The organism is Acidovorax sp. NN32 (assembly GCF_057597245.1).
The window spans coordinates 1,480,844-1,500,689 of sequence record NZ_CP199679.1 but is presented as its reverse complement, the minus strand read 5'-3'; the positions used below and the strand labels follow the sequence as shown (position 1 = coordinate 1,500,689).

The window sequence follows — 19,846 nt, the reverse complement described above, 5'->3', positions numbered from 1 at the left end:
GAAGTACGCTTCAGGGTCAAGCCGCTTCCAGAGGTGGCATTTGTTTTCACGCCACAAGGACCCCCCATGCTGATCGGTGAACTCGCCACTGCTTCCGGCCTGAGCCGCGAGGCACTGCGCTTTTACGAACAACAAGGCCTCATCCGATCGCGACGCCTGGCCAATGGCTACCGCGACTACCCGGCCGAAACGGCGATGCTGGTGCAGTACATCCGCACCGCGCAGCAGCTGGGCTTTACGCTGGCAGAGATTGGCGACCGGCTGCCCGCCATCTGGGATGCCGCCGACCCCGGCCCAGCGCTGGCCCAGGTGCTGGCAGTGAAGCTGCAGGAGATCGACGCACGCATTGCCGCGCTGCAGGCCCTGCGCCAGACTCTGGCCGAGCGGGTGGCCACAGACTGCCCACTGCGTGGGGCCGCTGCCGCCGCCTGAATGGCGCAATGGTCCCTCATCGTCGGCAGCCTCCAAAATATCAAGCAAAAACAGGCATTAGCGCTTATCCAACAAGCGTCTACAGCTATATATTTAATAGCAATCATCCTACAAAAAATGGGCGCTGGCCCATGGCGCGTACAGCAGGTCTGCAGGCGCGCATCGCGCTGCCCCCGCTCAGCCCCTGTTGTTCACGCGGCCGATGCGGACACCGAGTGCAGCAGCACGGGGTGGTTGCCATCGGCATCCACACTCTCGATCTGCACCCCAAAACCCCACAGGCGCGCCACATGCCGCAGCACCTCCTGCGTGTCGTCGGCCAGGGGGCGGCCCTGGAACTGGGTGTGGCGCAGGGTCAGGCTGCGGTCGCCGCGCAGGTTCACGTTCCAGACCTGGATGTTGGGCTCGCGCGTGCCCAGGTCGTACTGCTGCGACAGCATCTGGCGCAGGCGGCGGTAGCCGTTCTCATCGTGGATCTCGCTGACCACCAGCTCGCGCTCGTTGGCATCGTCGTGCAGCGCAAACAGACGCATCTCGCGCATCAGATGCGGGCTGAGGTACTGGCCGATGAAACTCTCGTCCTTGAAGTTGCGCATGGCGTGGTCCAGCGCGGGCAGCCAGGGTGTGCCTGCGATGTCGGGGAACCAGTGCCGATCCTCCTCCGTGGGGTTCTGGCAGATGCGCTGGATGTCGCGGTACATGGCAAACCCCAGCGCATAGGGGTTGATGCCGCTGTAGGCGCGGTGGCCCACGGGCGGCTGGTAGATGACGTTGGTGTGCGAGCCCAGCCATTCGATCATCACCCCGTCGCTCAGGTAGCCCTCGTCGTACAGCGTATTGAGCAGCGTGTAGTGCCAGAACGTGGCCCAGCCTTCGTTCATCACCTGGGTCTGGCGCTGCGGGTAGAAATACTGCGCAATCTTGCGCACGATGCGCACGATCTCGCGCTGCCAGGGTTCCAGCAGGGGCGCGTTTTTTTCGATGAAGTACAGGATGTTCTCTTGCGGCTCCTGCGGAAAGCGGTTGTGCTCCTGCGTGGCATCCTCCTTGCCGGGACGCATGGGCAGGGTGCGCCACAGCTCGTTCACCTGCTGCTGGGCATAGGCCTCGCGCTGCGCGCGCTCCAGCCGTTCGCGCGCCAGGTTCTTCTTGGAGGGGCGGCGGTAGCGGTCCACTCCAAAGTTGGCCAGCGCGTGGCACGAATCCATGAGCCGCTCCACTTCGGCCATGCCGTAGCGCTCTTCGCACTGGGCCACGTAGTCCTTGGCATACACCAGGTAGTCGATGATGCTGGACGCGTCGGTCCACATGCGAAACAGGTAGTTGCCCTTGAAGAAGCTGTTGTGCCCGTAGGCCGCATGCGCAATCACCAGCGCCTGCATGGCGGTGGTGTTCTCCTCCATCAGGTAGCTGATGCAGGGGTTGGAGTTGATGACGATCTCATACGCCAGCCCCATGTGCCCGCGCCGGTAGCGCCGCTCGGTGGCCAGAAACTCCTTGCCGTAGCTCCAGTGCCGGTAGTTCACCGGCATGCCGACGCTGGAGTAGGCATCCATCATCTGCTCGGCGGTGATGATCTCCAGCTGGTTGGGGTAGGTGTCGAGGCCAAAGCGCTCTGCCGTGGCGGCAATGGCGGCGTGGTAGCGCTCGATCAGCTCGAACGTCCAGTCGCTCGGGTCGGGCAACGGCTCGGCAGGCCGCGCGCCCGCAGGCAGGGGCTGGCCGGGCACGGCGCGGTGGCGGCGCTCACCCACGGCGGCGGCCTTCCAGGGGTTGTCGCTGACACGGCGCTCCAGCACCGGATACTGCACAACGTTGTTCATGCGGCCACCCCCTCTTTCTTGAAGAGGTCGCGGAACACCGGGTAGATGTCGCCGGGTGCGGCGACCTTGCGCATTGCAAAGTGGGAGAACAGCGGCATCAACTGGCTGTACTCGTCCCACAGGTTCTGCTCCTCTTCTGCCACCTGCACATAGGCAAAGTAGCGCACCAGCGGCAGGATCTTGTCCACCAGCAGGTTGCGGCAGATGCCACTGTCGTTGGTGAAGTTGTCGCCATCACTGGCCTGGGCCACGTAGATGTTCCAGTCGCCCTGCGGATAGCGCGCACGGATGATCTGGTCCAGCAGCGCCAGCGCGCTGCTGACCACGGTGCCGCCGCTCTCGGTGGAGTGAAAGAACTGCTCCTCGCTCACCTCGGCCGCCTGGGTGTGGTGGCGGATGAACACGATGTCGATGGTCTCGTAGTGCCGCGTGAGAAACAGGTACAGCAGGATGAAGAACCGCTTGGCCAGGTCCTTGCGCGTCTCGTCCATGGAACCCGAAACGTCCATCACGCAGAACATCACCGCCTGGCTGCTGGGCACTGGCACCGGCGTACGCGCACGAAAGCGCAGGTCGATGGGGTCGAGGTAGGGAATCTTGCCGATGCGCGCCGTCAGCGCATCGATGCGGCGCTGCAGCTCGGCCACCGCTTCGCTCGTGCCGTCGTCCTGCGCCTGCAGGGCGTCCAGCTCGGCCTGCAGCGCCAGCAGCTCGCGGTGGGTCGACTTGCCCAGCGCAATGCGCCGCCCCAGCGCCCCGCGCATGGTGCGCAGCACAGCCAGGTTGTTGGGGATGCCGTCCTGGCTGTAGCCTGCGCGGCGCGACTTCCACTGCGGGTTCTCGCCGATGTGGGTGCGCAGCAGGTGCGGCAGCGCCAGGTCTTCAAAAAAGAGCTGCATGAACTCTTCCTTGGTCAGCGTGAAGGTGAAGTCGTCCTCGCCCTCCCCACTGTCGCTGGCCTGCGAGCCGCGCCCGCCCGCTCCACCCTGGGGCCGTTCGATGCGGTCGCCGCGCACATGCTCTGCGTTACCGGGGTGCACCGTGTCTCGGATGCCGCCCTGGCCATGGTGGAACACGGGCTCGCTGATGTCCTTGCGCGGTATGGTGATGCTCTCGGCCTGCTCCATGTCGCGGATGCCGCGCTGCGAGACAGCACGGCGCACCGCGTCCGCGATCTGTTCCTTGTAACGGCGAACAAATCGCTCGCGGTTGCCCACCGACTTGTTCTTGCCAGCGAGCCTGCGATCGATGATTTGCAATGCCATCCGTTGCCCCCATGCATGAACCAGCGCCCGCAGGGCTGCGCTGGCAATCCAGTCCCTTGATCAGCTGCTTTTGCGCACACGCAAGTACCACTCACACAACAGCCGCACCTGCTTGGGCGTGTAGCCCTTGTTCACCATGCGGGTGACAAAGTCCTCGTGCTTGCGCGCCTCTTCGGCGCTGGCCTTGGCGTTGAAGCTGATCACGGGCAGCAGCTCTTCGGTGTTGGAGAACATCTTCTTCTCGATCACCAGGCGCAGCTTCTCGTAGCTGGTCCAGCTGGGGTTCTGGCCCTGGTTGTTGGCGCGCGCGCGCAGCACAAAATTGACGATCTCGTTGCGAAAGTCCTTCGGGTTGGCAATGCCTGCGGGCTTCTCGATCTTTTCCAGCTCGGCGTTGAGTGCGCCCCGGTCAAACACCTCGCCGGTGTCGGTGTCGCGGTACTCGTTGTCCTGGATCCAGTAGTCTGCGTAGGTCACGTAGCGGTCAAAAATGTTCTGGCCGTACTCGCTGTAGCTCTCCAGGTAGGCGGTCTGGATCTCCTTGCCAATGAACTCGGCATAGCGGGGGGACAGGAACTCCTTGATGTAGCTGGTGTACTTGGTCTCCAGCTCGGCAGGGAACTGCTCGCGCTCGATCTGCTGCTCCAGCACATACATCAGGTGCACCGGGTTGGCGGCCACCTCGGCACTGTCAAAGTTGAACACCTTCGACAAAATCTTGAACGCAAAGCGGGTCGATATACCCGTCATGCCCTCGTCCACGCCTGCGTAGTCGCGGTACTCCTGGTAGCTCTTGGCGCGCGGGTCGGTGTCTTTCAGGCTCTCGCCGTCGTACACCTGCATCTTGCTGAAGATGCTGGAGTTCTCGGGCTCCTTCAGCCGCGTGAGGATGGCGAACTGCGCCATCATCTTGAGCGTGCCCGGCGCACACACGGCGTTGCCCAGCGACGACTCGCGGATGAGTTTTTCGTAGATGCGGGTCTCTTCACTCACGCGCAGGCAGTACGGCACCTTGACGATGTAGATGCGGTCCAGAAACGCCTCGTTGTTCTTGTTGTTGCGAAATGCCTTCCACTCGCTCTCGTTGCTGTGCGCCAGCACCACGCCGTCAAATGGAATGGCGCCAAAGCCCTCCGTGCCCTTGTAGTTGCCCTCCTGCGTGGCGGTGAGCAGCGGGTGCAGCACCTTGATGGGCGCCTTGAACATCTCGACAAATTCGAGCAAGCCCTGGTTGGCCAGGCAGAGGCCTCCGCTGTAACTGTAGGCGTCGGTGTCGTCCTGCGCAAAGGTTTCTAGCTTGCGGATGTCCACCTTGCCCACCAGGCTGGAGATGTCCTGGTTGTTTTCATCGCCCGGCTCGGTCTTGGCAATGCCCACCTGCTTCAAGATGCTGGGGTAGCGCTTGACCACGCGGAACTGGCGGATGTCGCCGCCAAACTCGTCGAGCCGCTTGACCGCCCACGGCGAGAGCACACGCTGCAGGTAGCGGCGCGGAATGCCGAACTGTTCCTCCAAAACCGGGCCGTCCTCTAGCGCATCAAACAGGCCCAGCGGCGATTCGTTCACCGGCGAACCCTTGAGCGCATAGAAAGGCACCTTCTGCATCAGGTGCTTGAGCCGCTCCGCGATCGAACTCTTGCCGCCACCCACAGGGCCCAACAGATAAAGAATCTGCTTGCGCTCTTCCAGCCCTTGCGCAGCATGGCGAAAGAAACTCACCGCCTGCTCGATGGCGTCCTCCATGCCGTAGAACTCGGCAAAGGCCGGGTAGCGCTTGATGACCTTGTTGGCAAAAAGCCGTGACATGCGCGGGTCATTGCGCGTGTCCACCATCTCGGGCTCGCCAATGGCGGCCAGCATGCGCTGGGCGGCCGTGGCGTAGGCCATGGGATCGCGCTTGCACTCGGCGAGGTACTCGTCAATCGACATTTCCTCTTCGCGGCTACGGGCATAACGCGCGGCGAAACTGCTGATGGCATCCATACGACCTCCTGTGGCGGCACCCCCGGCGGGCTCGGGTGGTGCCACGGTGTTGCAGTGGGAATCGCTACCGGCTTGGCCCTTTGTAGCACCACGGCGTGCGCTTGAACAGCAAATTCGCTGGCGCATCCGTTGCCTTTTCGGGGCTTTGCACACACAGGGATAGAGCGTGGCACACTGCGCAAAGTTCATCCCGCGCAGCGCATGCAGGGGTTGCCCCGGATAGGGAATATCCTGACAACCTGGCGGCGCTGTTCACCCACCTTGCAGGGTCATGAACCGGGCGGCTCGGGGCGGGCAGTTACCACCACCCCGCCCACCGCAATGAACTCACAACGAACTGGCGCTGGAGCCATCGCCCCGGTACAACCAGGGCACATCCAGCAACCGCTCGCCCAGCAGGCGCAGCGACAGATCGCGGCCCCAGCGCACAGGCCCGGTGGCATGGAAGATGCGGCCGTTGCGGATGGAGCGCGCCTGCACCCGGGCGTTTCGCTCCCAGCGGTTAAGGGCGTAGCGGGTAAGGCGCAGCGGCACGTCCAGGTCGTGCATGGCCAGCGCACGCTGCAGCTCGGCCGCGTCTTCAATGGCCATGCCAGCGCCCTGGGCCAGGTAGGGGCGCATGGGGTGGGCCGCATCGCCCAGCAGGGCCACCAGGCCTTGCGCCATCTCGTCGGCAGCGCGCACCGGTGGGCGGTCGCACAGCGGCCACAGGCGCCAGCCGGGGCCACCGGCGGCACCCACGCTGCGCACGACATCCTGCAGCGCCGTGCAGGTGCCTTGCAGGGCGTGCTCCAGGCCCGCAGCATTGGCAGCGTGGTCCCAGTTTTCCAGATCGTGCGGCGCGGGGCCTTGCACAATGACGACGATGTTCTGCAGCTCGCCCCGGCGCACGGGGTACTGCACAGCATGCAGGCGCGGACCCAGCCAGGCGGTGACCTGGCCTGTGCGCAATGCATCGGGCAGCGCATGCTGCGGCACCAGCGCGCGGTAGGCCAGGTGCCCCGTCACGCGGGGCGGCACGGCACCGAGCAGCTGGGTGCGCGTGCGGCTCCACAGGCCATCGGCACCAATGAGCGCATCGCCTTCCACCTCCTTGCCCCGGCTGGTGCGAACAGTCACGACCCCCTCGGCATCGGTGAATCCGTCGATGGCGTGCTCCAGATGCAACTGCGTGTCGGTGTATTTGGTCACGGCGGAAAGCAGCAGGCCATGCAGGTCGGCGCGGTGGATGGTGGCATAGGCCGCCCCATAGCGCTGCACCGCCGTGGGGCCCAACGGCAGCACGGCCAGTTCCTTGCCACTGACGGCGTTGCGCACCTGCAAGCGGCTGGGGAACGCGGCTACTGCCTGCAACGGCTGCTGCAGGCCCCAGGCCTGTAGGCGGCGCACTACGTTCGGCCCGATCTGCACGCCGGCGCCCACTTCGCTGAATGCTGCCGCGCGTTCGTACAGCCGCACGTCCCACCCCGCGCGCGATGCGCCCAACGCGGCGGCCAAGCCGCCAATGCCGCCACCGGCGACCAATACCTGCTTCTTCATGCACCGATTGTGCCGTGCGGGCGTGCCTGGATGTTTGTCATGGCGCAGGGCCCCTGCAACCACATCCAGACACCACACCACGCCATACGTCGCTCGTCACAGCGCAGGCCGCAGCGCCCGCTCCAGAACCTCTGGTGGCATGGGGCGGCCAAACAGGTAGCCCTGGAAAGCCTGGCAGCCATGGCGCTGCAGGAACTCCAGCTGGCCCGTGGTCTCCACGCCTTCGGCCACCACGGCCAGATCCAGGCTGTGCGCCAGAGCAAGAATGGTTCGCACGATGGCAGCATCGTTGGGGTCGGTCTGCAGGTCGCGCACAAAACTCTGGTCGATCTTGAGCTGGTCCAGCGGCAGGCGCTTCAAGTAGCTCAGGGAGGAATAGCCGGTGCCAAAGTCGTCCAGCGAGAAGCCCACACCATAGCGCCGCAGGTACTCCATGCGCGAGATCACATCCTCCACATCGGCCAGCAGCAGGCTTTCCGTCAGTTCCAGCTTCAGGCGCTCGGGGTTGGCCCCGCTGGACTGCAGCGAGCCCAGCACCTGCTCCACAAAATCGGGCTGGCGAAACTGCCGCACGCTCACGTTCACCGACAGGAAGAACTGTCGCGTGAGCGAGCTGCGTGACCACACGACCAGCTGCTCGCAAGCGGCCTGCAACACCCATTGCCCCAGCGGCAGGATGAGCCCTGTCTGCTCGGCCAGCGGGATGAATTCAGCTGGCGACACCAGCCCACGCCGGGGGTGCTTCCAGCGCACCAGGGCTTCCGCGCCCTGCAGGCGGCCCTTGCCGTCCACCACGGGCTGGTAGTACAGCACCAGTTCCTTGTCTTGCAGACCTCGGCGCAGGTCGGCCTCCAGGGCCGCACGGTTGCTCACTGCGGCCTGCATGTCGGGGTCGAAGAAGCGCTGGGTGTTGCGCCCTGCAGCTTTGGCCTGGTACATCGCCAGGTCCGCGTGCTTGAGCAGCTCGTCCACACTCACGGTCTGCTGGCCAAACAGCGCAATACCGATGCTCGGGGTGCTGTGGTGGCTGGTATCGCCCAGCGCGTAGGGCTTGCCCAGCGTGGTGGCGATATGGCTGGCCACCAGCGCGGCCTCGGCACTGGCGTGCGGGCCATCGGCACTCAGGCCTTCCACCAGCACCACGAATTCATCGCCGCCAAACCGTGCCACGGTGTCAGCCTCGCGCACGCAAGCCTTCAGACGCTGGGCCGCCTGCACCAGCAGCTGATCGCCTGTATCGTGGCCCAGGGTGTCGTTGAGGTCCTTGAAGTTGTCCAGGTCGATGAACAGCAGAGCCCCTTGCGCGCCTGAGCGTGCCACGGCCGCCGTGGCGCGCTGCAGCCGGTCCACCAGCAAGCGGCGGTTGGGCAGGCCGGTGAGCACATCGTAAAACGCCAGCTGCTCGATCTGGCTCTCGACCCGCTTGCGCTCGGTAATGTCGCGGCCCACGCCCCGGTAGCCCCACAGGGCGCCCTGCGCGTCAAACACAGGCACACCGCTGACCGAGATCCAGTGCATGGTGCCATCGGGCCGCTGACGCTGCAGCTCCAGGTCGCGAAACGGCTGGTGGGCCTGCAGCACCGCGCGGTGCGCAGCCCAGTCGGTCTCGGTCATGTTGAGCGCGCCGATCTCCCAGCGCGTGCGGCCCATCACGTTGGACAGCGGGATGCCATTGACGCTCAGGTCGCCCGCCAGCTGCACAAAGCGCCCTTCGGCGTCGTGCTCCCAGTACCAGTCGGACGACAGGTCACTCAGCGATCGAAAGCGCGCCTCGCTCTCACGCAACTCGTTCTCAACGCGCACGTAGTCGCTGACATCCGCAAAAGTGCGCACGAGACCCCCATCGGGCAGCCCGGTGGTGCGCACTTCAAACGTACGGCCATCGGATGTGGTGCGCCAGTAGACGGCGGGCGCAGGCGCCACGGCCCCCCCTGCCACGTAGTCATGCCCGCGCCGGTCCACCAGGCGGTGGCCTTCGCCAAAGTCACCACGCTCGGCCTGGATGCGGGTCAAGTCGGCCAGCGTGGGCCGCGTGGCCATCAGCGATTCGGGCAGGTTGAGCAGTTCCAGTACACGCTGGTTGTAGACGGTGATGCTGCCATCCGGCGCCGTCTTGAAGATGCCCTGGCTCATGCTGGCCAGGGTGGCCTGCAGAGCCGTGCGCTGCTCCTGCAGCAAAGTCAGCGCTTCTTGCCAGATGCGGGCGTCCACCATGCGCACGGGCTGGCCCTGCCCCTGGGCTCCCTGCAGCAGCACGGCCAGACGGTGCAAAAGCTCCGGCAGGTGTGCCACACCATCTGCCTCGCGCACCATGTAGTCACCCAGCCCGCAGCGAAACGCGCGTGCGGCCAATGCCTCCTGGTGGGCGTCGATGCACATCAGCACCGGACGGCCCGCGCACAGCTCCAGCACGCCGGGCAGGTCCTGCACCGAAGGCTTGAGGCACAACACCACGGCATCCCAGGCCTGCGACGCCAGCGGCGCCCGGGCGGCCTCGGGTGTGGGGCTGTTCACGACACGCCAGTCGGGGTAGCGGATGGCGATCAGATGCCGCGCTGCCGCTGCATGCTGCGTGTCGCTGTCCACCCAGAGAATGCCCGGCTCGGTCATGGCTTGCGTCCTTCCGGCAGGGCCAGCGCGGGCTGGGCAAACAAGCCCAGCTGGTGTTCGCGCGCAAACACATCCATGGGTACCGGGCGCCCAAACAGATACCCCTGAAACCCCTCACACCCATGCAGCCTCAGGAAACTCAGCTGCCCCGTCGTCTCCACCCCCTCGGCCACCACCTCCAGGTCCAGGCTCTTGGCCAGCGCCAGGATGGTCCTCACAATCGCCGCGTCGTTGGGGTCCGTCAGCACGTCCCGCACAAAGCTCTGGTCGATCTTGACCTGGTCCAGGGGCAATCTCTTGAGGTAGGACAGGGAGGAGTAGCCGGTGCCAAAGTCATCCAGCGCAAAGCCCACGCCTTCGCTCTTGAGCTGCACCATGCGTGCGATGGTGTCTTCGATGTCTCCCAGCAGCAGGCTTTCGGTGAGTTCGAGCTTGAGTTTGCGGGGGTCTGCGTGGTGGTTCTTGAGGGTCTGCAGCACTTCGGCCACGAAGCCCGGTTGCCTGAACTGCCGGGCGCTGACGTTGACCGAGATGGACAGGTGGGCGGTGGCTTCGTGCTGGCCCCAGCGCTGCAGTTGTTCGCAGGCGGTTTGCAGCACGTATTGGCCTAAAGGGAGGATCAGGCCGGTCTGTTCGGCCAGGGGGATGAAGTCGCCGGGGCTGATCATGCCGCGCTGTGGGTGGCGCCAGCGCACCAGGGCTTCTGCGCCCATGAGCTGGGACTGGTGGTCCACGACGGGCTGGTAGTGCACCAGCAGTTCGCCCCGGGCCAGGCCCTGGCGCAGGTCGGCTTCCAGGTTGGAGCGGGCGTTGACGGCCGCTTGCATGTCGGGGTCGAAGAAGCGCTGGGTGTTGCGCCCTGCGGCCTTGGCCTGGTACATGGCCAGGTCGGCGCGTTTGAGGAGTTCGTCCACCGTGAGGCGTTCGTCGCCAAAGAGGGTGATGCCGATGCTGGGGGTGCTGTAGTGCTGGGCGCCGTCGAGTTCGAAGGGCTGGTTCAGGCTGGCCAGGAGTTTCTCGGCCACGGTTTCTGCCTGGGTGGCGGCGTCTTGCAGGTCGGGGGCCAGGGCTTCGAGCATGACGACGAATTCGTCGCCGCCAAAGCGGGCCACGGTGTCGGCTTCGCGCACGCTGCCCACCAGGCGGGTGGCGACCTGGGACAGGAGCTGGTCGCCCATGTCGTGGCCCAGGGTGTCGTTGAGGTCTTTGAAGTTATCGAGGTCGATGAACAGCAGGGCGCCGAGGTTCTTGGTGCGCTGGCAGGCGGCGATGGAGCGTTGCAGGCGGTCCAGCAGCAGGCGGCGGTTGGGCAGGCCTGTGAGGGCGTCAAAGAAGGCCAGGCGCTCGATTTCTTGTTCTGCGCGCTTGCGGTCTGTGATGTCGCGGCACACCCCCAGCACCCCCGTCACCCGGCCGGTCAGGTCACGGATGGGGGTCTTGATGGTCTCGAACTGGCCTCGGTAGCCATCTTCGGCAAAGGTCAGTGTTTCTTCGTAAACCAGCGGCTGCCAGGCCTGCATGGCGCGTTGGTCGTATTTGCGAAAGCGCTCAGCCTCGGCGGGGGCCACCAGGTCAAAATCGTTGCAGCCCACGATCTGCCGCTCCGACCTGCCCGCAAATCGCTCGAACACCGGATTGACGGACAGGTACACGCCGCTGGCATCCTTCAAGAACACCATGTCGGGCATGGCGTTGACCACGCGGGCCAGATGGGCCTTCTGGTCGGCCAGCTCGGCCTCCACGCGCTTGAGCCCGGTCAGATCGTAGGCAAACAGCACAACGGCAGGCACGCCTTGCTCGGTAACGCTCTCGGGCGCGATGGTGGTGTGGCGAACCTGCAGGCCGTCAGGCCCGTCCATACGGTTCTCGAACACGGCCGTCTCGCCCGCAAAGGCCTTGGCGAAATGGGGTTGCATGCGGGCGAAAACATCGGCCGGGATCACCTCCTGCAGCAGGCGGTCTTGCAGCTCCTCGGGCTTGCGGTAGAGCCAGCTGGCCTGCTGCGCATTGACATACAAGACGCGCAGATCCCGGTCCAAGCGCGCCACACCGCCGGGCACCTGGCGCAGCATGTTGGCCATCAGGGCTTCGTGGGCATGCGCAGCCTCCTCGGCCAGACGGTGGGCCGTGATGTCGGTCTGTACACCATCCCACAGCACACGCCCGTCGTCGAGCAGACGGGGCGATGAACTCAGGTGCATCCAGCGTATCTGGCCATCGGTGCGGCGCACGCGAAAAACGGCCTCCATGCTGGTCATGGTCAGAAAAGACTGCCGCTCGGCCTGTCGCAGGCGGTCGATGTCTTCGGGCAACACCTGGCGATACAACACCCGGAAATCGGCCATGACCTCTTGCACCGTCACCCCATTGAGCCGCTCGATCGCATCGCCCATGTGCACAAAGTGTGAGCTGCCATCCAGCTCGCGCACCACCTGGAACAACACGCTGTGGGGCAGGTTGCGCCCAAGCAGCGACAGACGCCCTTCACTCTCGCGCAGGCGCCGCTCGGCCTCCTGCACACGGGCAAACGGCGCCCGTATGCCCGCATCAAAAACGGCCTGGTACAACAACGCATACGCCAAAACCCGCAGACCGTGCGCCAACGGCCCCCCGATGGACGAATGCCCACCCATCAGGCCCACCACCAGCTCACCCCCCAGAAAGGCCACGGCCGCCCAGGCAAACACCCGTTCGCGCCGGCCCGGATTGCGGTGGAGCCACACCGCGGCTACGCCCAGCGCCACCACGAGCACAAAGGCCAGGTATTGCCGCAATGACCCGCCCGCCGCAGCGGCAAACCAGCCCGGCAGGGGCCCCATGGCCGAGCCCACCAGCAGCAGCGCCACCACGCCCGAGGCGGCCAGCCAGACCTTGGCCGGGCCGGGCATTGCCAGCCGCGCGGCTGTGAGCAGCAGGGTGACGACTTCGACCACCCGCGCCCAGCTGCTCAGCCACAGTGAGATGTGGGCCGTGCCCGATGGCATGTGCACGGGCGTGGAATGTGCCAGCACGCCGTGCAGAAAATTGCACACCGCCGCGACACCAAAGCCTGCCACCAGCACATTGGCCCGGGCCTGCTCGGACGGGTCCAGTGTGTGCAGGGATACCGATACCACCAGCAACCCCAACAGCACTGCCACCAGTTCCATAAATGGCTCCAGGCCGTGCTGGGAACCCGCCCCCGGCCCCAGCATCTGGGCCACTGGCACGATCACCAGCGTCAATGCTGCGACCACCAGCACCACCGTCAGGGCGGGCGCATCCGCCCACGGTGAACGCGCAGGCGGGGTGCGGGTGGGAGAGGACGACAGCGGCATGGTCTGGAGTGTTTCTACCGGGTTCTACATAGCGTCACAAGTGTATCGACGAGTAAGGCGCGGGGGTGCGTGTTTCCCCCCACCATCGGGCTCCATGCAAAACGGGGCCGAAGCCCCGTTGCCGACGATGCCGGTGCCCTGCACCGCCGACAGGGCAGTGTCACCCCTGCAACAACTGGCGCAGCACAAACGGCAGGATGCCGCCGGCCTGGTAGTAGTCCACCTCGATGGGCGTGTCGATGCGCAGCGTGACGGTGACTTCCTGGCGCGAGCCGTCCGCGCGGCGGATGACCAGTTGCGCGTCGCTTTGTGGCGTGAGCGCCGGGTCGGGCACCACATCGATCAGCTCATTGCCCGTGAGGCCCAGCGTCTCCCACGATTCGCCCGCCTTGAACTGCAGCGGCAGCACCCCCATGCCCACCAGGTTGGAGCGGTGAATGCGCTCAAAGCTGCGCGCCACCACGGCCTTGATGCCGAGCAGCTGCGTGCCCTTGGCGGCCCAGTCGCGGCTGGAGCCGGTGCCGTATTCCTCGCCCGCAAAGATCACCGTGGGCGTCTTTTGCGCCATGTACTGCATGGCGGCATCGAAGATGAACATCTTCTCGCCCTGCAGCGCGCCTTCGTTCTGGAACACCGTCACCCCACCCTCTTCGCGCGAGCCGTCGGCAGTGGGCGGGATCATCAGGTTCTTGATGCGCACGTTGGCAAAGGTGCCGCGCACCATCACGTCGTGGTTGCCCCGGCGCGCGCCGTAGCTGTTGAAGTCAGCCTTTTGAACGCCATGCTGCCGCAGCCACTGGCCAGCGGGTGAGCTTTCCTTGATGGAGCCTGCGGGCGAGATGTGGTCAGTGGTGATGGAGTCGCCAAACAGCGCCATGATGCGGGCACCGATCACCGATGGAAGTTTGGCATCATTTTGGCCTCCAGCGCTTGATGGATCTGCGTTAGCAGCTCCTTTTTCAAGAGCAAACTGTGCAAAAAACGGAGGCTCTGCAATGTAGGTGCTGGCGGGCCAGGTGTAGGCGGTGCCGCTCACGCCCTTGATCTTTTCCCACAGCTTGCCAGGGTCGGTGGCCACCTTGGCGTAGTTCTCGCGGAAGGCCTTGCCGTTCATGGCGAACTTGAGCAGGGCGTGCACCTCTTCGCTGCTGGGCCAGATGTCGCCCAGGTAGATGTCCTTGCCACCCTTGCCCTTGCCCACCGGCTCGGTCATCAGGTCCTTGAGCACCGTGCCGGCGATGGCATAGGCCACCACCAGCGGCGGACTGGCCAGGAAGTTGGCCTTGAGGTTGGGATGGATGCGCGCCTCGAAGTTGCGGTTGCCCGACAGCACCGCGGCACACACCAGGTCGTTGCTGGTGATGGCCTCGTTCAGCTCGGGCGTGAGGTCGCCCGCATTCCCGATACAGGTGGTGCAGCCGTAACCCGCCAGCGCAAAACCCAGCTTTTCCAGGTAAGGGAGCAAGCCGGTCTGCGTGAGGTATTCGGTGACGATGCGCGAGCCAGGGGCGAGCGAGGTCTTGATGTGCGGCTTGACCTTGAGCCCCGCCTCCACTGCCTTCTTGGCCAAGAGGCCTGCGGCCAGCAGCACGCTGGGGTTGCTGGTGTTGGTACAGCTGGTGATGGCGGCAATCAGCACGTCGCCATTGCCCACGGTCACGTCACCCGTGCGGCTGGCTTGCTGGGCGGGGACTTCGGCATGCGCGGCCGCCAGCGTGGGCTTGTTCTGCTCCATCTCCACGATGAATCGCGGTGCACCCGATGGCGCTGGCACCTCTGCCGGAGCGCCCACATCGACAGGAGCATCACTGGCCCGGACATGGTGGCGCGTGTGCAGCAGCTCGGCCGGGCGGTTGAAACCATTTTGTGCATTGGGCTTGCTGAACAGGTCGGCAAACTGGCTGCAGACCTTGCCCAGCTCGATGCGGTCTTGCGGGCGCTTGGGGCCAGCCAGGCTGGGGGTGACGCTGCCAAGGTCGAGCTTCACCACCTGCGAATAGTCCACCTCGCCCGCCAGCGGCACGCCGAACAGGCCCTGGGCCTTGAAGTAGGCCTCAAACGCTTCGATCTCGGCCTTGGTGCGGCCCGTGCCCTTGAAGTAGTCGATGGTCTTTTCGTCCACCGGGAAGAACCCCATGGTCGCGCCGTATTCGGGCGCCATGTTGCCGATGGTGGCCCGGTCGGGCAACGCCAGGGTGCGCGTGCCTTCACCAAAAAACTCCACGAACTTGCCCACCACCTTGTGCTGGCGCAGCAGTTCGGTCACCGTGAGTACCAGGTCGGTGGCGGTCACGCCCTCGCGCAGCTGGCCCGTCATCTCAAAGCCCACGACGTCGGGCGTTAGGAAGTACACCGGCTGGCCCAGCATGGCGGCCTCGGCCTCGATGCCACCCACGCCCCAGCCCACCACGCCAATGCCGTTGATCATGGTGGTGTGGCTGTCGGTGCCCACGAGGGTGTCGGGGTAGTAGACGTTGTCCTTGCGCTTGTGCACGCCACGCGCTAGGTATTCGAGGTTGACCTGGTGCACGATGCCAAAGCCCGGCGGCACCACGCCAAACGTGTCGAAGGCCTGCATGCCCCACTTCATGAACTCGTAGCGCTCGCGGTTGCGCTGGAATTCGAGCTTCATGTTCAGGTCGAGCGAATTCTTCTTGCCGTAGTGGTCGACCATGATGGAGTGGTCCACCACCAGGTCCACGGGCACCAGCGGCTCGATCTTCTTGGGGTTCTTGCCCAGTTTCACGGCCACGCTGCGCATGGCGGCCAAGTCGGCCAAGAGCGGCACGCCGGTGAAGTCCTGCAGCACCACGCGGGAGACGACAAATGGAATCTCGTCCGTACGCGCGGCATTGGGCGCCCAGTGCGCAAGCTGTTGCACATGCTCGGCGGTCACCTTGCGGCCATCGCAATTGCGCAGCACCGATTCGAGCACGATGCGGATCGACACGGGCAAGCGCTGGATCTGGGGGAACTGCTTGGCCAGCGCGGGCAGCGAGTAGAACTGGCCTTCTTTGCCAGACACTGTCTTGAAACTCTTGAGGGTGTTGGCAAACGCGTGGCGGGCGGGCTTGGGCGACAACTTGCGTGATACGGCCATGGCAAACTCCTGTGAAAGGCAACAAAGCCTATTCTGGCAGTCTTGCATGGCGGTGCAATCGTGGGGCTATGCAAACGAGGCCCCCAACCCTGTGCGGCGTGGTCGGGTCGCCCGATCCACGCCACCCGTGCCCGATATCGGCAAAAAAAATGCCCCTGGCGCCTGATGGACAAGCGCAAGCAGCTATATTTTCAGGAGCAAACAACCAATCTCCATCACGCCGCAGCCCAGGTTGGCAGGCGGCGCACGCCAAACCACTGCAGCTCGGCCAGCATGGCCACCGAGACCACATGCACCAGCAAATAGGCCTGGCCCAGCAAGGTGGGCGTGAGCGTGGAGCCCAGCAGCAGCAACAGGCTGGCCAACGCCCAGGCCAAGTTGCCCACGATCAGCACCCACAGCCAGCCACGCGGCATGGGCTCAGACCGGGCAATCGCTATCGCCAGGGCGGCATAGCCCAGCAGCATGGCGCCCGTCACCTGCAGCAGCCCGGGCGGCAGGCCCAGCCACTCAGCAAGGGGCGCTGTCAGCAGCAGGTGCAGGGCGCCGAGCAGAACCCCCGTGGAGGCATCGAACCAGACCACGGCACGCAGGAATCGGGGGGAGGACATCAGCTTGAACATGGAAAGCTCCTTGGTTGAGGAAGAAAGAAGGCTCCATCGTTCCCGCCCTGGCGCACCGCGTCGATGACCTGCCAGGTAATGGCCCGTGTGCGGTTAGCGCCTAGGATGGCGGCCATGACCTCCACCGCACCGTCCTCTCACCGCTCTCCGCGCCATCCTTTGCCGCACCGCGTGGCACCGGCGGGGCCCACCTCGTTTGGCGACCACCTGCGCACCTGGCGCCAGCAGCGGCACCTGAGCCAGCTGGAGCTGGCCGACGAGGCGGACATCTCTACGCGCCATGTGAGCTTCATGGAAACCGGCCGCACCAACCCCAGCCGCGACATGGTGCTGCGCCTGTGCGAGCGCCTGGCCATTCCACTGCGTGAGCGCAATGCCCTGCTGGTGGCCGCCGGCTACGCCCCCATGTACCGCGAACGCGCGCTGGACGACCCTGCGCTGGCCGCGGCGCGCCAGGCGGTGGAACTGGTGCTCAAGGGCCACGAACCCTGCCCCGCCATTGCCCTCGACCGCTGCTGGAACGTGGTGGCCACCAACCGCGCCGCGCTGGCCCTGCTGTCTGCCCACGTCAGTCCCGAACTGCTGGTGCCACCTGTCAACGTGTTCCGGCTGAGCCTGCACCCCCAGGGGCTGGCGCCGCGCATCGCCAATCTGGCGCAGTGGCGGGCGCACCTGTTTGAACGCCTGCGCCAGCAGATACAGGCCACGGCCGACCCGGCACTGATCGCACTGCAGGCAGAACTGCTGCAATATCCCGCCCCGCCGGAATCCGATGCCCTGGTACTGGCAGGTGAAATGCTGGGCGTGGTAATGCCGTTCTGCTTTGAAAGCGTGCATGGAATGCTCTCCCTCATCAGCACCACCACGATATTCGGAACGCCGGTGGATGTGACCTTGCAGGAGCTGGCTGTGGAATCCTTCTTTCCGGCGGACGATTTCACGGCACAGGTATTGCGCAAGATTGCGCAGGAAAACCCCGGGGTTGCAGAAGGCTGAACGTAATGCCCGTGCACTGTCAGGGTGCAATCAATGCGCGCAGTGCAAAATTAAACGATGACCATCCGATTCAACAAATGGCTCCACAAAGCACATTGCGCTGCCGATAAATCGCAGACACTGCGCGCGAAGTTACCGCACATGCATTTCCTGTTCGTCGCACAGTGCGTACAGTTGTCGAGGCGCCACCCGCCTGAGCACCTTTTGTCCTGGCCAAGAGTAGCCCATTAAAAAAGCCCGCATCAGCGGGCTTTTTTAATGCAGGGCAAAGACCCTTAAATCACAAACTTTTCGCGGTTTTCGTTTTGAATCCACTTGGGAGCCTTGCCACGGCCTGTCCAGGTTTCGCCGGTGGCGGGGTTGCGGTACTTGGGCGCCACCTTGGTGCCGGCCGTAGAACTGCGGCCTGTCTTGCCAGACGCCTTGCCGGTGGGGAACACGTCCTGGGCAGTCAGCCCATATTCGGCCACCAGTGAGCGGACCTGCGACACAGCGTCCGACAGTTCCCGGCGCCGGGCTTCACTGATTTGTTGCTCAAGGGCTTCGCGCTGCTTCAACAGTTCTTTGTAGCTGGTCATGGTGTCTGGATTTTGGATAAGGGTGAAGACCCGCGAATTATAAGAATAATGTGCCTTTTTTGTGCAACCACTTTCAGAATTTCATTAAAAATTCTTGGCATTAACCCCCAACACCCATTGATGCATGGTTTGCGTCTGGCTGAACAACCGGGGTATTGATGCTTGCTGGAGGCGACCGCGGTTCCGTCTTCTGGCTGGGGCAATACGTTGTCGATACGATTGCATTCCAGCGCCAGCACCTCAAATACCCAGCCCATGCACCGAATGCGGTCGCCCACTTCCATCAAATGCCCCGTTTCTTCCCTCAAACGGGCCGCCCGCGTGTTATAGCAACCACGGCCCTCACCCGGTAAATTGCGAATATCCAGGCGCACCTTGAGTTCCGACACCGGTATCCAGCCATCCAACCGCCAGGCCCCTTCATCACGCTGCGGGGCCCAGGCATCGCGGCCCCCCGGCTGCAATTCAACGGGAATGGCTTTCAGTAAATGGCGCGGGTCATGATGCATTGCGCCACGCCATATTCATCGCCCACAAACACCAAGCGCCCAGAACGGGCCCGTAACTGCTCCAGCAACTCCACCCCACCGAGGGTTTCGGGCAGAAATTTCGCCGCCCGTCCATGCGGACACCGCGCGTCCCCGGCCTCAACGCCCAACTCCGGCACAAGCTGAGCAAGGTCGGCGACGCGATCAGCAGAAAATCCGTGCTTCACTCATAAAGATCACCATGGCGCTTTACTGTATCGGCGACATCCAGGGCTGCGACGCCGCGCTGGACCGCCTGCTGGACACCATCGGCTTTTCCCCTAGCCGCGACACGGTCTACCTGCTGGGTGACCTCGTCAACCGAGGGCCTGACTCGGCCGCCGTGCTGCGCCGCTGCATGCGCCATGGCGACGCCATCCGATGCCTGCTGGGCAATCACGACCTGCACCTGCTGGCCGCCGCACACGGTGCACGCAAGCCCTCGCGGCGCGACACGCTGGGCACGGTGCTGGACGCCCCCGACCGCGCTGCCCTGCTCGACTGGGTGCGCCAGCAGCCCCTGGCCCGCACCCACATGCATGCGGGGCAAACGCTGCTGATGGTGCATGCCGGTGTGCTGCCCACCTGGACGGCCGCAGAGACTCTCGCGTACGCGGACGAAGTCCATGCAGTACTGCGCGGCCCAGACCTGCCCGATTTTCTGCACGCCATGTACGGCAACATCCCCGACCACTGGAGTGACGATCTGACCGGCACGGATCGCCTGCGGGTGATCGTGAATGCGCTCACCCGGCTGCGCTTTTGCTCGGCCGACGGCGTGATGGATTTTGAAAGCACCGAAAGCGCCAGCGCCGCCCCGCCCGGCCTCATGCCCTGGTTCGACGTGCCAGGGCGGCGCACAGCGGGCACGCTGATGGCCTTCGGTCACTGGTCCACGCTGGGCTGGCTCAACCGCAGCGATCTGCTCGGACTGGACACGGGCTGCGTGTGGGGCGGCTGCCTGAGCGCCGTGCGTTTTGGCGCGACGCTGGCCGAGCGTGAGCTGCTGCAGGTGCATTGCGAGCAGGCCCAGGCCCCGGGCTGAACGCACCC

Annotated in this window: 14 protein-coding genes; 3 read left to right on the top strand and 11 right to left on the bottom strand. The window is 64.7% G+C overall.

Features of this window, described 5'->3' with window-relative positions:
- The first annotated feature begins 66 nt into the window (after positions 1 to 66).
- Complete coding sequence (locus ACT89O_RS06885) at positions 67 to 432, top strand: MerR family DNA-binding protein (protein WP_055401731.1); 366 nt, start codon at positions 67 to 69, stop codon at positions 430 to 432.
- Between the two features lie 191 nt (positions 433 to 623).
- On the opposite strand, the gene ACT89O_RS06880 is transcribed toward ACT89O_RS06885, so the two are convergent.
- From ACT89O_RS06880 to ACT89O_RS06845, 8 genes are all read right to left on the bottom strand, one after another.
- Positions 624 to 2,255: a SpoVR family protein gene (locus ACT89O_RS06880; protein ID WP_487262179.1), complete on the bottom strand. Its 1,632-nt coding sequence runs from the start codon at positions 2,253 to 2,255 to the stop codon at positions 624 to 626.
- On the bottom strand, positions 2,252 to 3,520 hold the full coding sequence (locus tag ACT89O_RS06875; protein ID WP_487262178.1) for a YeaH/YhbH family protein: 1,269 nt from the start codon (positions 3,518 to 3,520) through the stop codon (positions 2,252 to 2,254). The genes ACT89O_RS06880 and ACT89O_RS06875 overlap by 4 nt, the downstream gene beginning before the upstream one ends.
- 60 nt (positions 3,521 to 3,580) lie before the next feature.
- Entirely contained in the window at positions 3,581 to 5,503 is a 1,923-nt protein-coding gene (locus ACT89O_RS06870; protein WP_487262177.1) for a PrkA family serine protein kinase, read from the bottom strand.
- 327 nt (positions 5,504 to 5,830) lie between these two features.
- Positions 5,831 to 7,042: an FAD-dependent monooxygenase gene (locus ACT89O_RS06865; protein WP_055401739.1), complete on the bottom strand. Its 1,212-nt coding sequence runs from the start codon at positions 7,040 to 7,042 to the stop codon at positions 5,831 to 5,833.
- Between the two features lie 96 nt (positions 7,043 to 7,138).
- On the bottom strand, positions 7,139 to 9,652 hold the full coding sequence (locus tag ACT89O_RS06860) for a putative bifunctional diguanylate cyclase/phosphodiesterase (RefSeq protein WP_487257661.1): 2,514 nt from the start codon (positions 9,650 to 9,652) through the stop codon (positions 7,139 to 7,141).
- Positions 9,649 to 12,969 carry an EAL domain-containing protein gene (locus ACT89O_RS06855; RefSeq protein ID WP_436130504.1) on the bottom strand — a complete coding sequence of 1,107 codons (3,321 nt, stop codon included), beginning with the start codon at positions 12,967 to 12,969 and terminating at the stop codon, positions 9,649 to 9,651. The genes ACT89O_RS06860 and ACT89O_RS06855 overlap by 4 nt, the downstream gene beginning before the upstream one ends.
- Positions 12,970 to 13,129: 160 nt before the next feature.
- A complete protein-coding gene (locus ACT89O_RS06850; RefSeq protein WP_487262176.1) occupies positions 13,130 to 16,069 on the bottom strand; it encodes an aconitate hydratase in 2,940 nt (979 codons plus the stop codon).
- A gap of 215 nt (positions 16,070 to 16,284) precedes the next feature.
- Positions 16,285 to 16,692 carry a hypothetical protein gene (locus ACT89O_RS06845; RefSeq protein ID WP_121422602.1) on the bottom strand — a complete coding sequence of 136 codons (408 nt, stop codon included), beginning with the start codon at positions 16,690 to 16,692 and terminating at the stop codon, positions 16,285 to 16,287.
- 114 nt (positions 16,693 to 16,806) lie between these two features.
- Between ACT89O_RS06845 and ACT89O_RS06840 the strand changes: the two genes are divergently transcribed.
- Positions 16,807 to 17,688 (top strand): helix-turn-helix domain-containing protein, encoded by an 882-nt coding sequence (locus ACT89O_RS06840; protein WP_121423065.1) that lies wholly within the window; start codon positions 16,807 to 16,809, stop codon positions 17,686 to 17,688.
- A 275-nt stretch (positions 17,689 to 17,963) separates the two neighbouring features.
- Here ACT89O_RS06840 and ACT89O_RS06835 read toward each other — a convergent pair whose 3' ends face one another.
- Genes ACT89O_RS06835 through ACT89O_RS06825 form a run of 3 tightly spaced genes read right to left on the bottom strand, consistent with a single transcriptional unit; the run spans position 17,964 to position 18,981 of the window.
- Complete coding sequence (locus ACT89O_RS06835) at positions 17,964 to 18,266, bottom strand: H-NS histone family protein (RefSeq protein WP_055393525.1); 303 nt, start codon at positions 18,264 to 18,266, stop codon at positions 17,964 to 17,966.
- The gene (locus ACT89O_RS06830; protein WP_487262175.1) at positions 18,263 to 18,775 is read right to left on the bottom strand and encodes a transporter associated domain-containing protein; all 513 of its coding nucleotides are present in this window, start codon (positions 18,773 to 18,775) and stop codon (positions 18,263 to 18,265) included. The genes ACT89O_RS06835 and ACT89O_RS06830 overlap by 4 nt, the downstream gene beginning before the upstream one ends.
- Positions 18,748 to 18,981, bottom strand: a complete 234-nt coding sequence (locus tag ACT89O_RS06825) for a hypothetical protein (RefSeq protein WP_487262174.1) — start codon at positions 18,979 to 18,981, stop codon at positions 18,748 to 18,750. The genes ACT89O_RS06830 and ACT89O_RS06825 overlap by 28 nt, the downstream gene beginning before the upstream one ends.
- 14 nt (positions 18,982 to 18,995) lie before the next feature.
- Here ACT89O_RS06825 and ACT89O_RS06820 point away from each other — a divergent pair, with 14 nt between their 5' ends.
- Complete coding sequence (locus ACT89O_RS06820; protein WP_487262173.1) at positions 18,996 to 19,838, top strand: symmetrical bis(5'-nucleosyl)-tetraphosphatase; 843 nt, start codon at positions 18,996 to 18,998, stop codon at positions 19,836 to 19,838.
- Positions 19,839 to 19,846: the final 8 nt, after the last annotated feature.

What these genes read in the sequence shown, in the direction of transcription:
- ACT89O_RS06885 (WP_055401731.1), top strand. Translation starts at nt 67, where the DNA reads ATGCTGATCGGTGAACTCGCCACTGCTTCCGGCCTGAGCCGCGAGGCA.
- ACT89O_RS06880 (WP_487262179.1), bottom strand. Translation starts at nt 2,255, where the DNA reads ATGAACAACGTTGTGCAGTATCCGGTGCTGGAGCGCCGTGTCAGCGAC.
- ACT89O_RS06875 (WP_487262178.1), bottom strand. Translation starts at nt 3,520, where the DNA reads ATGGCATTGCAAATCATCGATCGCAGGCTCGCTGGCAAGAACAAGTCG.
- ACT89O_RS06870 (WP_487262177.1), bottom strand. Translation starts at nt 5,503, where the DNA reads ATGGATGCCATCAGCAGTTTCGCCGCGCGTTATGCCCGTAGCCGCGAA.
- ACT89O_RS06865 (WP_055401739.1), bottom strand. Translation starts at nt 7,042, where the DNA reads ATGAAGAAGCAGGTATTGGTCGCCGGTGGCGGCATTGGCGGCTTGGCC.
- ACT89O_RS06860 (WP_487257661.1), bottom strand. Translation starts at nt 9,652, where the DNA reads ATGACCGAGCCGGGCATTCTCTGGGTGGACAGCGACACGCAGCATGCA.
- ACT89O_RS06855 (WP_436130504.1), bottom strand. Translation starts at nt 12,969, where the DNA reads ATGCCGCTGTCGTCCTCTCCCACCCGCACCCCGCCTGCGCGTTCACCG.
- ACT89O_RS06850 (WP_487262176.1), bottom strand. Translation starts at nt 16,069, where the DNA reads ATGGCCGTATCACGCAAGTTGTCGCCCAAGCCCGCCCGCCACGCGTTT.
- ACT89O_RS06845 (WP_121422602.1), bottom strand. Translation starts at nt 16,692, where the DNA reads ATGTTCAAGCTGATGTCCTCCCCCCGATTCCTGCGTGCCGTGGTCTGG.
- ACT89O_RS06840 (WP_121423065.1), top strand. Translation starts at nt 16,807, where the DNA reads ATGACCTCCACCGCACCGTCCTCTCACCGCTCTCCGCGCCATCCTTTG.
- ACT89O_RS06835 (WP_055393525.1), bottom strand. Translation starts at nt 18,266, where the DNA reads ATGACCAGCTACAAAGAACTGTTGAAGCAGCGCGAAGCCCTTGAGCAA.
- ACT89O_RS06830 (WP_487262175.1), bottom strand. Translation starts at nt 18,775, where the DNA reads ATGCATCATGACCCGCGCCATTTACTGAAAGCCATTCCCGTTGAATTG.
- ACT89O_RS06820 (WP_487262173.1), top strand. Translation starts at nt 18,996, where the DNA reads ATGGCGCTTTACTGTATCGGCGACATCCAGGGCTGCGACGCCGCGCTG.